Origin of the sequence: Paractinoplanes deccanensis, from assembly GCF_016862115.1 — a bacterium.
GTDB classification, from domain to species: Bacteria; Actinomycetota; Actinomycetes; order Mycobacteriales; family Micromonosporaceae; genus Actinoplanes; species Actinoplanes deccanensis.
In genome coordinates this window covers 37638-50142 of record NZ_BOMI01000059.1, presented here as the reverse complement: position 1 = coordinate 50142, position 12505 = coordinate 37638, and the positions used below count along the sequence as shown (strand labels likewise).

The 12505-nt window shown below is 71.4% G+C and carries 12 protein-coding genes and 1 pseudogene; 4 read left to right on the top strand and 9 right to left on the bottom strand.

The window, feature by feature from the left end:
* Window positions 1-3 precede the first annotated feature (3 nt).
* Together Ade02nite_RS15455 and Ade02nite_RS15450 are read left to right on the top strand one after the other, a co-directional pair.
* Entirely contained in the window at window positions 4-1170 is a 1167-nt protein-coding gene (locus Ade02nite_RS15455; protein ID WP_203762754.1) for a sensor histidine kinase, read from the top strand.
* Window positions 1167-1820 carry a response regulator gene (locus Ade02nite_RS15450; RefSeq protein WP_203762751.1) on the top strand — a complete coding sequence of 218 codons (654 nt, stop codon included), beginning with the start codon at window positions 1167-1169 and terminating at the stop codon, window positions 1818-1820. The genes Ade02nite_RS15455 and Ade02nite_RS15450 overlap by 4 nt, the downstream gene beginning before the upstream one ends.
* A 302-nt stretch (window positions 1821-2122) precedes the next feature.
* On the opposite strand, the gene Ade02nite_RS15445 is transcribed toward Ade02nite_RS15450, so the two are convergent.
* From Ade02nite_RS15445 to Ade02nite_RS15420, 6 genes and pseudogenes are all read right to left on the bottom strand, one after another.
* Complete coding sequence (locus Ade02nite_RS15445) at window positions 2123-3556, bottom strand: MFS transporter (RefSeq protein ID WP_203762748.1); 1434 nt, start codon at window positions 3554-3556, stop codon at window positions 2123-2125.
* Window positions 3553-4779, bottom strand: a complete 1227-nt coding sequence (locus tag Ade02nite_RS15440) for an epoxide hydrolase family protein (protein ID WP_203762745.1) — start codon at window positions 4777-4779, stop codon at window positions 3553-3555. The genes Ade02nite_RS15445 and Ade02nite_RS15440 overlap by 4 nt, the downstream gene beginning before the upstream one ends.
* 157 nt (window positions 4780-4936) lie before the next feature.
* Window positions 4937-5203 (bottom strand): annotated as a pseudogene (locus tag Ade02nite_RS15435) (SDR family oxidoreductase); the annotation flags it as partial.
* A 13-nt stretch (window positions 5204-5216) separates the two neighbouring features.
* Entirely contained in the window at window positions 5217-5456 is a 240-nt protein-coding gene (locus Ade02nite_RS15430; protein ID WP_203762742.1) for a hypothetical protein, read from the bottom strand.
* Window positions 5453-5830, bottom strand: coding sequence for a nuclear transport factor 2 family protein (locus Ade02nite_RS15425; protein WP_203762739.1), 378 nt, complete (start codon window positions 5828-5830; stop codon window positions 5453-5455). The genes Ade02nite_RS15430 and Ade02nite_RS15425 overlap by 4 nt, the downstream gene beginning before the upstream one ends.
* A 172-nt stretch (window positions 5831-6002) precedes the next feature.
* A complete protein-coding gene (locus tag Ade02nite_RS15420; protein ID WP_203762736.1) occupies window positions 6003-6143 on the bottom strand; it encodes a hypothetical protein in 141 nt (46 codons plus the stop codon).
* 284 nt (window positions 6144-6427) lie between these two features.
* On the opposite strand from Ade02nite_RS15420, the gene Ade02nite_RS15415 reads away from it, so the two are divergent.
* On the top strand, window positions 6428-7597 hold the full coding sequence (locus Ade02nite_RS15415) for an APC family permease (protein WP_203762733.1): 1170 nt from the start codon (window positions 6428-6430) through the stop codon (window positions 7595-7597).
* Here the strand turns inward: Ade02nite_RS15415 and Ade02nite_RS15410 are convergent.
* Entirely contained in the window at window positions 7542-8921 is a 1380-nt protein-coding gene (locus tag Ade02nite_RS15410) for an FAD-binding oxidoreductase (RefSeq protein WP_203762730.1), read from the bottom strand. The two genes, Ade02nite_RS15415 and Ade02nite_RS15410, sit on opposite strands and share 56 nt — an antisense overlap.
* Window positions 8922-9095: 174 nt before the next feature.
* Here Ade02nite_RS15410 and Ade02nite_RS15405 point away from each other — a divergent pair, with 174 nt between their 5' ends.
* Complete coding sequence (locus tag Ade02nite_RS15405) at window positions 9096-10226, top strand: LCP family protein (RefSeq protein WP_203762727.1); 1131 nt, start codon at window positions 9096-9098, stop codon at window positions 10224-10226.
* 8 nt (window positions 10227-10234) lie between these two features.
* Here the strand turns inward: Ade02nite_RS15405 and Ade02nite_RS15400 are convergent, their stop codons facing one another.
* Window positions 10235-10867, bottom strand: coding sequence for a LysE family translocator (locus tag Ade02nite_RS15400; protein WP_203762724.1), 633 nt, complete (start codon window positions 10865-10867; stop codon window positions 10235-10237).
* A gap of 1 nt (window position 10868) precedes the next feature.
* Window positions 10869-12500 carry a monocarboxylate uptake permease MctP gene (gene mctP / locus Ade02nite_RS15395; protein WP_203762721.1) on the bottom strand — a complete coding sequence of 544 codons (1632 nt, stop codon included), beginning with the start codon at window positions 12498-12500 and terminating at the stop codon, window positions 10869-10871.
* Between the last annotated feature and the right edge of the window lie 5 nt (window positions 12501-12505).

The following is a 12505-nucleotide window of genomic DNA, read 5'->3' as shown; positions in this document are numbered from 1 at the left end:
GACATGCTGGATCGCACGCTTCGGTGGTGGCCGGACGCCGGGGCCGCGGTGGCCGTGCTGATGCTGGGCGCGCTCGAATACACGGCGAACGACTGGCTGGCCTACTACGGCCCCGTCCGCGAGCTGCTGTTCGTGCTCGTGGTCGCCGGGACCGCGCTGGCCGTCGGGCTGGTGCGCCGCGCGCCCGGCGCCGCGCTGCTGCTGGTGTGGGTGATCCCGCTGTGCCAGGCAGCCACCGAGTCGCCGTACGTGCTCACCCAGATCGCCGTGCTGGCCGTCGCGTTCGGCACGGCCCGGTGGGGCGGCCCGGTGACGGTGCGCGCGAGTGCCCTGTCGATCCCGGCGGCGGCGGTGGCCGTGGTGCTGCTGGTCGAGGGCGGCGCGGTGCGGATCAACTTCCCCGTTCCCTCGTACGAGCTGATCACCGCGACCGTCGATCAGCTCGGCATCGGCTGGCGCATCGGCACCGCCGTGGTGATGGCCGCCCTGCTCGGCGTGCCGTGGCTGGCCGGCCTGGCGCTGCGCATCGCCGAGCAGGCCCGCGCGGACCTGGCCCGGGCCGCCCAGGAGCAGGCGAAGGCCGAGGAGACCGCCCGCATCCGCGACGCGCAGGCGCGGCTGGCCCGCGACGTGCACGACGTCGTCGGCCACTCCCTCGCGGTGATCCTGGCGCAGGCCGAGTCCGCGCAGTACCTGCCCGACTCGGAGCCGGCCGCGCTCAAGGGCCTGCTGGCCGGGATAGCGACGTCGGCCCGGTCGTCGCTGCGGGACGTGCAGCAGGTGCTGTCGACGACCCGGGACACCCCCGACGACCTCGACAAGCTGATCGCGAACCTGCGGGCCGGCGGGCGCGAGGTGGTCTCCGGCCAGGACGGCACGCCCCGGCCGCTGGGCGAGGAGCAGCAGGTGACGGCCTACCGCGTGCTCCAGGAAATGCTCACCAACGCAATCCGGCACGGGCGGCTCGACGGCGCCGTCATCGTGCAGCGGTCGTGGACGCCGGACCACCTGATCGTCGAGGTGCGCAACGCCGTCGCCGCGGACGCGGCCGCCGGCTCCGGTTCCGGGCTGGACGGCATGCGCGAGCGGCTCGCCGCGGTCGGCGGCAGCCTCGAGGCCGGCCGCCGTGACGAGGTCTTCGTGGCCGTGGCGCGGATCCCGGCGCCGTGAGCGACGACATCGACGTGCTGGTCGTCGACGACCAGGAGCTGTTCCGGGCCGGGGTCGTGGTCATCCTCAACGCGCAGGACGGCATCCGGGTGGTCGGCGAGGCCGGCGACGGCCGCGACGCGGTGCGGCTGGTGGACGAGCTCCAGCCGGACGTCGTGCTGATGGACCTGCGCATGCCCGGGCTGGACGGCGTCGAGGCCACGCGGCTCATCTTCGCGGCGCCGCGGCCCCGGCCCGTCAGGGTGCTGGTGCTCACGACGTTCAACCTGGACGACCGGGCGGCCACGGCCATCCGGCACGGGGCGAGCGGCTTCCTGCTGAAGGACACCACCCCGGCCCGGCTGGCCGACGCGATCCGCAGCGTCCACGCGGGCAACGCCGTGCTCGCCCCGGCCGACCTCGCCGCCCTGCTGGCCGGGCAGTTCCCGGCGCGCTCCCCCGTGCCCGACGCCTACCTGTCGCTGACCGACAAGGAGCGCGCCGTCTTCCGCGCCGTGGCCCGCGGCCTGTCGAACGCGGAGATCGCCGCCGAGATCTTCGCCGGCGAGTCCACGGTGAAGACCCACGTCGGCGCGATCCTGCGCAAGCTGGGCCTGCGCGACCGGGTCCAGATCGTGGTCTTCGCCCACGAGCACGGCCTGCTCGGCTGAGGGCCGGCGCGCGGCTGCCCGGGTGAGAGCCGCCGGCGGCCTACTCGGCTGAGAGCCGCGCGCGGCCTGCCGGGCTGAGCCGGACGTGGCCTGCTGGGCAGAGCCGGACGTGGCCTGCTGGGCAGAGCCGGATGTGGGCCGGCCCCGCACGGTCGTCGTGCGGGGCCGGCCGGATCACCCGGGCGGAGTCGGCCGGATCACCCGGGCGGAGTCGGCCGGATCACCCGGGGCAGGGCCATCCGGATCATCGGGGCGGGGCCGACCGGATCACCCGGCGGAGCCGGGCGGAGCGCCGGGGTGGGTCAGGGCTTGTCGTCGTGGTGGGCGGCGACCTCGGGGATCAGCAGCGAGGCGGCGGCGCCGAGGAGGGCGGCGACGGCGAGAGCGCCGAACGCGAGGGCCCAGCCCGTCTCGCTCGGGATGCCGCCCGGCACGGTGTTCGCCGACAGGATGGCGGAGACGACGGCCGCGCCGATCGCGCCGCCGATGGTGCGGATGTTGGCGTTCATGCCGGTGGCCGCGCCGGTGTGGGTGGCCGGGACCGCGTGCACGACCAGCGCCGAGAGGGCGGACAGGCCCAGCCCGAACCCGATGCCGGCGAGGACCGTGGCCAGGATGATCTGCCAGACCTCGTCGTGCGCGAAGGTGAGCAGGCCGAAGGCCACGATGACCGGGATCGCCCCGATCACCAGCACGGCCTTGGCCGGGATGCGGTTGGCGAGCGGGCCGGCGACGACGCCGAAGACGAACTGCGCGACCGTGACCGGCACGAAGAGCAGGCCGGAGACCGTGATGGACTCGCCGAGGCCGTAGCCGGTGCTGGTGGGCGTCTGGAGGAACGCCGGGATGAAGCCGAAGGCCGAGTAGAGCGTGATGCCGAACAGCAGCGACGCCAGGTTGGCGGTCCAGACCGGGCGCAGGCGGAACACCCGCATGTCGATCAGGGGCGACTGGGACCGCGACTCGACCCACACCCACACCGCTCCGAAGATCACGGCGAGGACGAAGGACCCGATGGTGCGGGGTGAGCCCCATCCCCAGTCGCCGCCGAGGCTCAGCGGCAGGAGCAGCAGCACCAGCGTGACGGCCAGCGAGGCACCGGCGAGCAGGTCACCGGGGCCGGTGTTGCCGCGCGGCGAGTGCGGGATGAAGCGCAGCATGACCAGCGCGACCAGGCCGTTGGCGATCGCCGGCAGCCAGAACAGCCACGGGATGCCCAGGTGGTCGATGATCGGGCCGGTGATCAGGACGCCGAGGGCGCCGCCGACCGCGCTGACCGCGGCGATCGTGCCGACGGCCGAGCCGACCCGCTGCCGGGGCAGCAGGTCGCGCACGATGCCGAAGGCGAGCGGCAGGGTGGCCCCGCCGGCGCCCTGGATCACCCGGCCGACCAGCAGCAGGGGCAAGGAGTGCGCGAGGGCGGCGATGATGCTGCCGACGGTCAGCAGCACCATGATGACCAGCAGGACGCGGCGCTTGCCGAGGTGGTCGCCGAGGCGGCCGAGCACCGGCGTGAAGACGGCGCTGGACAGCAGGAAGGCGGTCAGCACCCAGGTCACGCCGACCTGGTCGGTGTGCAGGTAGCCGCGCAGCGCCTCGAGGGCCGGGTTGACCAGCGACAGCACCAGCGCGTACGAGACGGCGGCGACCGAGAGCAGGACGAGAACCAGGGTGGCTCTGCTGTGGCGGGCGTCGGCGACGGCCGGCGCCGGGGTCTGGGTGGTGGTGGCGGTCACTTGGTCCTCCCGCGGAAGGTGCGGCGTGCGTCGTCGGCCCACTCGTCCGGGACTTCCCAGGTGCCGAAGTGCCCGCCGCGAGGATGGGCTTGGGGATTGACGTGGTTGAACCACTTCGCCTTGGGGCCGTGAAGGAAGTCCTTGACCCGGTTCTTGGTGGTGACACCGGGCGGGTTCTCGAAGCCGACGAAGGTGATCCCGGTCGGCGCCTGGACGGCGGGGGCCAGGTCGTGCAAGGGCTGCCAGGGGTACCGGGCGGCGTTGGCGTACAGCCGCATCGACGTGCTGATCGAGTTGGTGACCCAGAAGATCGTGGCGTTGGTGAGGATCTCGTCCTTGGTCCAGACGTTCTCCACGCTGCCGTCGTTGTCGGACCAGTTGGTCCAGCGCTCGAGCACCCAGGCCAGCATGCCGGCGGGCGAGTCGGTCAGGCCGTGGCCGATCGTGCTGGAGTCGAGCACGTGCACCGCGACGTGCGCGACGAACCGCTTCTGCCAAGTCAGGATCTGCTCGCGCAGCTCGCCGGGCGTCCCCTCGGGGATCGGCGCGCCGCCGGTGAGGTCCCACGGCCGGTCGCCGTTGAACATGGTGAGCGGGATGGAGGAGCCGAGGTGGATCGCGTACAGCTCGTCCGGGTACTTGTGGCCGAGCTGCTCGGTGACCAGCGCGCCCATGTCGCTGCCGGCCGCGGCGTACTTCTCGTAGCCGAGCGTCTCGGTCATCAGCTTGTGCCAGAGGTCGGCGATCTTCCAGACGTTGAGGTCCGGGCGGCTCACGGGGGTGGAGAAGCCGCTGCCGGGCATGGTCGCCACGATCACGTCGAAGGACTCGGCCGGGTCGGCGCCGAACGCGGCGGGATCGGCCAGCCGGTCGACCACCGGCAGCAGATGTGTCACCACCCATGGCCAGCCGCCGGTGAGGATCAGGGGTTTCGGATCCGGGCCGGTGCCCGGCTTGCGCAGCAAGTGGATCTTCACGCCGTCGACCTCGGCGAAGTAGTTCTCGTACTCGTTGAGGCGCTTCTCGGCCGCCCGCCAGTCGTACTCGTCGCGCCAGTAGTCGACGAGCTCCTGGAGGTAGGTGCGGGGCACGCCGTAGAACCAGTCCTCGTTGCCGAGATCGTCGGCCCAGCGCGTGTTCGCGAGCCGCGCCCGGAGGTCGGCCAGCACCTCGTCGGAGATGTGGATCTCGGTGGGGGTGAGCGGGAACGGCTTGGTGGTCATCGGCTTCCCCTTCGCTCTGGACTCTGTGGTCCAATCGTGCGGCGGCAGAATTGGACCGTCAAGTCCAGCCTCTGGTGACGGTGATCACCGATGGTCACGGACAGCAGTTCGGGGCCCGCGGATGCCGGCCCCGAACGTGGAGAAGCGCGGGTGGAACTCAGGTGAGGAAGCCGCCGTCCACCGGCAGGTGGGCCCCGGTGATGTACGAGGCCTCGTCGGAGAGCAGGAAGGCCACGACGGAGGCGATCTCCTCGCCGCGGCCGACCCGGCGCAGCGGGATGCCGCGATCGGCGATCTCCTGGGCGCGCTCCGGCTCGGCGGCGGTCATCTCCGTGGCGATCACCCCGGGTTGCAGCTCGTTGACGCGGATGCCGCGAGGGCCGTACTCCTTCGCCGCGGTCTGCGTGAGGCCCCGGATGGCGCGCTTGGCCGACGAGCTACTCGACGGTCGGGCCGCCCCGGTCGGCGAAGACCCTCGACGTCCCCCGCGACGCCGACGTCGGCCGGAACGGCCAGCGCCCGGCCGCCCCCGGCCTCGATCTGCGCGACCACCTCCGCCAGCCGGTCCGCACGGCGGTCACCGCGGCACCCCGGCGCGCCAGCAGCAGGGCGGTCGCGCGGCTCATGCCGGCGGCCGCCCCGGTGACAAGGGCGATCTTTCCCGTGAACGAGCTCACGAGCGCAGCAGCTTCGCCGCCTGCTGCGGGTTGGTGTAGTCCCGCCAGGCGGCGATCTTGCCATCGCGGATCTCGTAGACCGCGAGGTTCATGATCGGAGCGAGGCGCCCGCCCGGCAGCGCCAGGCCGTGCACCTGCTCGGCGAGCACGACGTCGCCGTTGACGGCCTGGTGCACGACCTCGAACTGCACCTGTGAGAAGTTGCGGAACACGCCGCGCCACAGGCTCACCACCGCGTCGCGGCCCTTGACCTCGGGGTCACCGTAATTTTGGAACACCACGTCGGGGTGCAGAAACTCCCCGACCTTGCCCGCGTCCTTGGAATTGAACGCCTCGACGAATTCCCGGGCCAGTGTGTCGTTGTCGGTCGCCATTGATCCACTCCTTTTTCGGTAGTGGCTCCACTATGGCGCGGCCTGACTGGACCATCAAGTCCAAAGAATGTGATTCAGCAGACGTGAACCGCGCCGGCTCCTTGCCTGCGACCGCATCGACCCGACGCCGGGACCGCGGTCCCGGCGCACACACCGGGGCCGCGGCGCGGTGTCAGAAGGTGCGCTGACGCAGGAAGACCACGTCGGTGTGCAGCCGCCGCTCGCAGGTGGCCGGAGCTCGCCAGGCCTGCTCCCAGGCCGGCAGTTCCGGGTACGCCCGGGCACGGCGTCGAATACGGTCGCGAATTCTCATGAAATTCTGTTTCCCTTCAGCTTCGTGAGCTTCGGAAAGGACACGCCGATCGGCGCGTCACCAGCTTCCCGCAGATGCCCGGAAGGGACAACGGTTCATCGCTGTTGGGAATCGGACGGTACCGGAAAATGCTTGCGCGACGGTAATTTGCAGTCCACATTGACCGATGGTTACCATCGCCCCGGTCAGCCATTCTGCGCTGACCTTCTCTCTGGCGATCTCACCTTTTCGCGCAACGGCCGTGCACCGGCCCCTCGAGCGCATCGGCGAGGAAAGGGAACGCAATGACAATTGTGCAGGAGCGCCGCCGGCCCGGCCGTGCCGGCCGCATGCTCGCGAAACAACGGCTCGGCGTCTGGCCGGTCGTGGCCATCGTCGGCGGCGCGATAGCCCCGCTCACCACGGTCGCCGGCGCGACGACCACGGGCTGGGCGGTCACCGGCGTCGTCGCCGTCCCGCTCGCCTACCTCGTGGCCGCGGTCCTGCTGATGCTGTTCAGCAGCGGCTACACGGCGATGACACGCCATCTGATCTCGGCCGGGCCGCTCTACACGATCCCCGTCAGGGGCCTGGGCCGCCACGTCGGCGTGGGCGCGGGCGCCGTCACGGTGCTGGCCTACAACATCCTGCCCGCGGGGCTGCTCGGCGGATTCGGCGCCGTCGCGCGGCCGCTGATGCGGGACCTCCTGGGCCTCTCGGCACCGTGGTGGGCGTGGGCGCTCGCCGCCTGGGCGGTCGTCGCGGTGCTCAGCGTGCTCAACATCGTCCTCGTCGGCCGCGCCACGGCGGAGGGCACCGACACCATGTTCAACCTGGCCGCGCCGTACGTTCCCGGCTGGTTCGTCACCTGCGGCCACGTCCTCTTCCTGACCAGCCTGTTCGCCGCGACCCTCGGCTTCCACAACGTCGCCGCCCGCTACCTCTACACGCTGGGACGCGACGGTGTCCTGCCGGCCAGGCTGTCGCGCACCGGCAGCCGCAACCACGCGCCGGCCGCCGCCTCGCTGGCGCAGACGGTCATCGCTCTGGTCATCGTCGTCCTCTACGCCGCGAACGGCTGGGATCCGCTCACCAAGCTGTTCTTCCAGCTGGTCGTGGTCGGCGGCCTCGGCATCCTGATGCACCGGTGCTGTCGGTGCTCGCCCTCGGGGCGCTGCTGGCCAAGACGTTGCAGCAGATCGCGATCCTGCTCGGGGTCGCACCGGACGACCCGCTGCGCTGGATCTACCCGTCCTCGTTCGCGGTGGTCTTCGTGGCCGGCGTGGCCTGGGCCGCCGTCCTGCGCGTGCGCAGGCCGCGGGCGTACGAGGCGATCGGAGCGGACCGGACCGCCGAGCCGTGACCGGGGCACGGCACGAGCCGGGCACGCGCGGGCGGCCCGGCTCGCGCCCGGTCACTTCAGCGCAGCGTGTGGTTCATCCGGAACATGGTGTTCGGGTCGAACCGCCGCTTGACCGCGAGGAGCCGGTCGTAGTTCTCGGCGCCGTAGACCTCGCGCAGCGACTGCGGGTCGAGCGCCTCCTCCGGCGAGAGGAAGTTGAGCATCCGGCGGTGCTTCGGGTCGGCCCACGGGCGCATCGCGGTGAACAGCCGGTCCAGGCGCCGGCCCAGCTCGTCGAGGTCGTCCCCGCCGACCGCGAAGCCGAAGAACTGGAACGGCAGACCGCGGCTCGGCACCGAGTCCGGCGTGGCCGGCGGCCGGTCGAGGGCCCCGCCCAGGGCCCGCAGTTCCACGCTCGTCAGCGGGATCGGCGTGCCGGGGCCGAGCAGCTCGGCGAGCTTGTCGAGGGCCTTGTCGGGCAGCCCGGCCAGGCCGAGGCTGCGGTCCTGGTACGGCATCGCGCCGACCGGGTCGTTGTGCAGCACCGCGGCGGTCTTGTAGGGCGCCTCGGCGATCGTGTCGATCAGCGCCGGCGCGGCCGCCCGCATCGGCGCGAGCAGTTCGAGGCCGGTCTCGGCCGGTCCCAGGTACGCGTACCGCAGGTGCACGACGTGCGCGCCGCGCAGCGGCTCCGGCAGCTCCTCGACCGGGGGCAGCCGCTGGACCGCCACCGAGGTCGTGGCCTGCTCGGGCAGGGTCGCCGCCCAGTCGCGCCACGCGCGCAGCACCTCGCCGGTCGCGCTGCCCGGGAAGTAGATGCCGCCGGCGAGCACCGAGGTCACCGGGAACAGTTCGATCTCCATGGCGGTCACGACACCGAAGTTGCCCTTGCCGCCGCGCAGGGCCGCGAACAGCTCCGGCTCCGCGCCGGCGCTGACCGTGCGCAGCACACCGTCCGCGGTCACGATGTCGAACGACGTCACATGGTCGGAGGCGTACCCGTACGGCCGCCCGAAGATCGGGCTCTGCCCGCCGCCGAGCACGTAGCCGATCGCGCCGACGGTGGTCGAGGAGCCGCTCATCGGGGCCAGCCCCTCCTTGCTCGCCGCGTCGATCACCTCCTCCCAGCGCGCTCCGCCGGTGACCCGGGCGGTTCGCCGGCCCCCGTCGACCGTGACATCGGCCAGCCGGTCGAGGGTGATCAGGACCGCCCCCTCGGCGGTGTACGGCTGCATGTGCCCGCCCCCGCGCACCGCGACGGCCAGCTTGTGGTCGCCGGCGAACCGGACCGCGGCCCGCACGTCGCCGACCGTGGCGGCGCCCACGGCGATCGCCGGCCGCAGCGGGGTGAGCAGGTTGTAGGTGGCGCATTCCGCGTCGTACCCGGGCTCGCCCGGCAGGAAGGCCGGGCCGTCGAGCTCGGCGGCCAGCTTCCGGAATTCGATGTGACTACTCATGCTGGTGCCGACGCGATCCGCACCCCATGGTTCATGGATCGTGACGAGCGCAATGGCGTGGAAATGATGCTTGCCCGAGCAATGTCTTGACAGGTGCCACATTGAAGGAAAGACATTACTATTACCATTCCGGCGGGTTCGATGAATACCCGCGCAATAAAGGAGTCCGGTCCTATGCGGTCTCGTGCCGCCAGCAAAAAACGTCGAGCGCCGCGCTGGGCCAAGGCGGTGATCGGCGTCGGCATGGTTCTCGTTCTCGCGGGAGCCGGTGGAGTCGTCGCGGTGCGATACTTCCTCAACCAGTTGACCTCCAACGTGCAGACGACCTCCTCGGTGCTGGACGCCCCCGGCCTGGGCGGCGCCACGACCGAGGCCAGGTCGCTGCCCAAGGGCGCGATCAACCTGCTCATGCTGGGGCTCGACACGCGGGCCGGCTGGGCGGAGTCGGGTCAGGCGTCCCGATCCGACACGATCCTGATCATCCACATCGCGGCCACGCGCAGGCAGGCGTTCATGATCTCGATCCCCCGGGACACGATCACGGACATCCCGGCCGACGAGTCGATGGGCTTCCACGGCGCGGCCCATCAAAAGATCAACGCCGCTTACATGTACGGGGCGGAGCACAACCGTGGCTGGCAGGGCGGCGCGCGGCTCGCCACCGAGGCCGTGCACGACCTGACCGGCATCACGTTCGACGGCGTCCTGGTCATCGACTTCAACGGTTTCAAGGGCATCCTCGAGGCGATGGGCGGCGTGCATCTGTGCGTCGACAAACGAATGTGGTCGAGCCATTACGTCGTCGACAACGGCAAGGCTGTCTACGCCAAGGGCGACCCGCAGTCGCCGCCGCGGAACGCTCTCTGGTTCGAAAAGGGATGCCGTGACATGCAGCCGTGGGAGGCGCTCGAGTTCTCCCGCCTGCGGCACTCGTCGAACGGCGACTACGACCGTCAGCGCCACCAGCAGCAATTGCTCCGGGCGATGGCGAAGAAGGCGGGCAGCGCCGGCGTCGTCGGCAACCCGGCGAAGGTGTCGAAGATCCTGGCCGCCGCCGGGCAGTCGCTCAAGCTCGACACCCACGGCGTACCGGTCGAGGAGTTCATCTTCGGGCTCAAGGGGCTGGCCGCCGGTGACCTGATCCCGGTCAAGACCAACGGCGGCTCGTTCGCGTCCGTCGACGGCGGCGAGGGCATCAACGCCGCCACCGCGAAGCTGTTCGAGGCGGCCAAGGCCGACCGCCTGCCCCAGTATCTGATCCGCCACCCGGAGCTGGTGATCAGCGACGGGTCACCCGCCTCCTGAGGCCGTCGCTACCTGAGGTGCTGGAAGGAGAGCGCCATGGCCAGCGCGAGAAGCACCACGCCCGTCACCCGGTCGACCCACAGGCGGGTGCGGCCCGCCATGCCGAAGGCCCCGATGCCGGCTCCCACCAGGATGTAGCCGGAGCCGCACACCAGCTCCACCGCCATGTAGGCGAGGCCGAGCAGGCCGACGTCGCGGCTGAGCGCGGCGCCGGTGCTCGTGGTGAACTGGGGGAACAGGGCGGCGAACAGCAGGAACGCCTTGGGGTTGCTGATCGTGACCGCGAACTCGGTGCGGGCCAGCCGCCACGCTCCCCCGCCCTCGCGAGGGAGCGCGCGCGACTCGGCCTGGTCCGGCACCGCCCGCGCCCCGCGGATGGTCGCGACGCCCAGCCATGCCAGGTAGACGACACCGACGAGCTTGATGACGAGCAGCGCGCGGCTCGACGCGGCCACCACCGCGCCGAGGCCCGCCACCACGACGCCGCTCATCACCAGCAGGGCCGTCAGCCGGCCACCCAGGCCGATCACGGCCCGCGGCGCACCGAACCGGACCGCGTGCCGCAGGCCGAGCAGCTGGTTCGCCCCGGGGATCAGCGAGGCCAGCACCGCGGCGACGGCGAACCCCGGCCAGTTGATCACGTCAGCGCGCCGGTGCCGGCTCGGCCGGCGAGGCGGTCGCCGGCGTGCCGGACAGCAGCTCGGCCACGGCCTCGCCGGAGACGCCGGAGGACACCTTGCTCGCGTTGAGCAGGAGCGAACCGGCGACGCTGACGACGAGGTTGACCAGCACCGCCACGATGCCGACGTAGATCGTGTTGGTGGTGTGGAACCCGAGATCCGACAGCGGGAACGCCGATCCGCCGAAGTGGTGATGGTGGGTGGCGGGGTTGGGGATGCGGTAGAGCATCCACATGCCGGTCACCATGCCCGCCGCCCATCCGGCGATCAGCGCGCCGCGGTGCAGCCAGCGGACGTAGAGCCCGAGCGCCACCGCCGGCAGCGTCTGCAGGATGATGACGCCGCCGATGAGCTGAAGGTCCACCGAGAACTGCGGGTTGATCAGCACGATGCACAGCAGCGCGCCGACCTTCACCACCAGCGACGCGAGTTTCGCGACCGACGCCTCGCGGGCCGGCCCGGCGTCGCGGTCGAAGAACTCGCGGTAGATGTTGCGGGTGAACAGGTTGGCCGCGGCGATCGACATGATCCCGGCCGGGATGAGGGCGCCGATGCCGATGGCCGCGAAGGCCAGGCCGGCCAGCCAGGCGGGGAACTGGTGGTCGAACAGCTGCGGGACGACCGTGTTGCCGTCGACGGTGCCGGGCGACGAGCCGGGCAGCGGCTTCACCCCGGCCGCGATCGCCATGTATCCCAGCAGCGCGACGAAGCCGAGCAGCACGCTGTACGCGGGCAGGGCCGCCATGTTGCGCATCACGACGCGCTTGCTGCGAGCCGCCAGCACACCGGTGGCCGAGTGCGGGTAGAGGAACAGCGCGAGGGCCGACCCGAGCGCCAGCGTGATGTATTGCAGCTGGCCGTGTGACGGGAGGGTGATGCCGTCGCTGGGCGACGGGGTCGCGGCGAACTTGGTCTGCGCGGCGTCGAAGATGCCCGACCAGCCGCCGAGCTTGCCCGGCAGATAGACGACGGCCGCGATGATCACCACGTAGATGAGGCCGTCCTTGACGAACGCCGTCAGCGCCGAGGCGCGCAGGCCGGCCTTGTACGTGTACGCGGCCAGGATCGCGAAGGCGATGATGATCGGCAGGTTCTTCGCCCAGCCGCTCTGGCCGGTCAGCCCCATCGTGCGCAGCGTCGCCTCCAGCCCGACGAGCTGGAGAGCGATGTACGGCATGGTCGCGACGATGCCGGTCAGCGCGACGAGCAGCGCCAGCGTCGGCGAGCCGAAGCGCGCGCGGGCGAGGTCGGCGGGGGTCACGAAGCCGTTGCGGCGCGAGACGTCCCAGAACCGGGCCAGCACGAAGAAGACGATGGGATAGGTGATGACGCTGTACGGGATCGCGAAGAACCCGGCCGCGCCGGCACCGTACAGCAGCGCCGGGATCGCCACGAACGTGTAGGCGGTGTAAAGGTCACCGCCGATGAGGAACCAGGTGACCCAGGACCCGAACCGGCGGCCGCCCAGGCCCCACTCGTCCAGGTCGGCCATCCGGCCCCGCGACCGCCACCGCGACGAGGCGAACCCGGCGACGCTGACGACGGCGAAGAGCACGAGGAAGACGACAATCTCGGTGACATGATCGCGCCACATCGGAC

What these genes read in the sequence shown, in the direction of transcription:
- Ade02nite_RS15425 (WP_203762739.1), bottom strand. Translation starts at nt 5,830, where the DNA reads ATGGCGACCGACAACGACACACTGGCCCGGGAATTCGTCGAGGCGTTC.
- Ade02nite_RS15410 (WP_203762730.1), bottom strand. Translation starts at nt 8,921, where the DNA reads ATGAGTAGTCACATCGAATTCCGGAAGCTGGCCGCCGAGCTCGACGGC.
- Ade02nite_RS15415 (WP_203762733.1), top strand. Translation starts at nt 6,428, where the DNA reads ATGACAATTGTGCAGGAGCGCCGCCGGCCCGGCCGTGCCGGCCGCATG.
- Ade02nite_RS15440 (WP_203762745.1), bottom strand. Translation starts at nt 4,779, where the DNA reads ATGACCACCAAGCCGTTCCCGCTCACCCCCACCGAGATCCACATCTCC.
- Ade02nite_RS15455 (WP_203762754.1), top strand. Translation starts at nt 4, where the DNA reads ATGCTGGATCGCACGCTTCGGTGGTGGCCGGACGCCGGGGCCGCGGTG.
- mctP (WP_203762721.1), bottom strand. Translation starts at nt 12,500, where the DNA reads ATGTGGCGCGATCATGTCACCGAGATTGTCGTCTTCCTCGTGCTCTTC.
- Ade02nite_RS15405 (WP_203762727.1), top strand. Translation starts at nt 9,096, where the DNA reads ATGCGGTCTCGTGCCGCCAGCAAAAAACGTCGAGCGCCGCGCTGGGCC.
- Ade02nite_RS15420 (WP_203762736.1), bottom strand. Translation starts at nt 6,143, where the DNA reads ATGAGAATTCGCGACCGTATTCGACGCCGTGCCCGGGCGTACCCGGAA.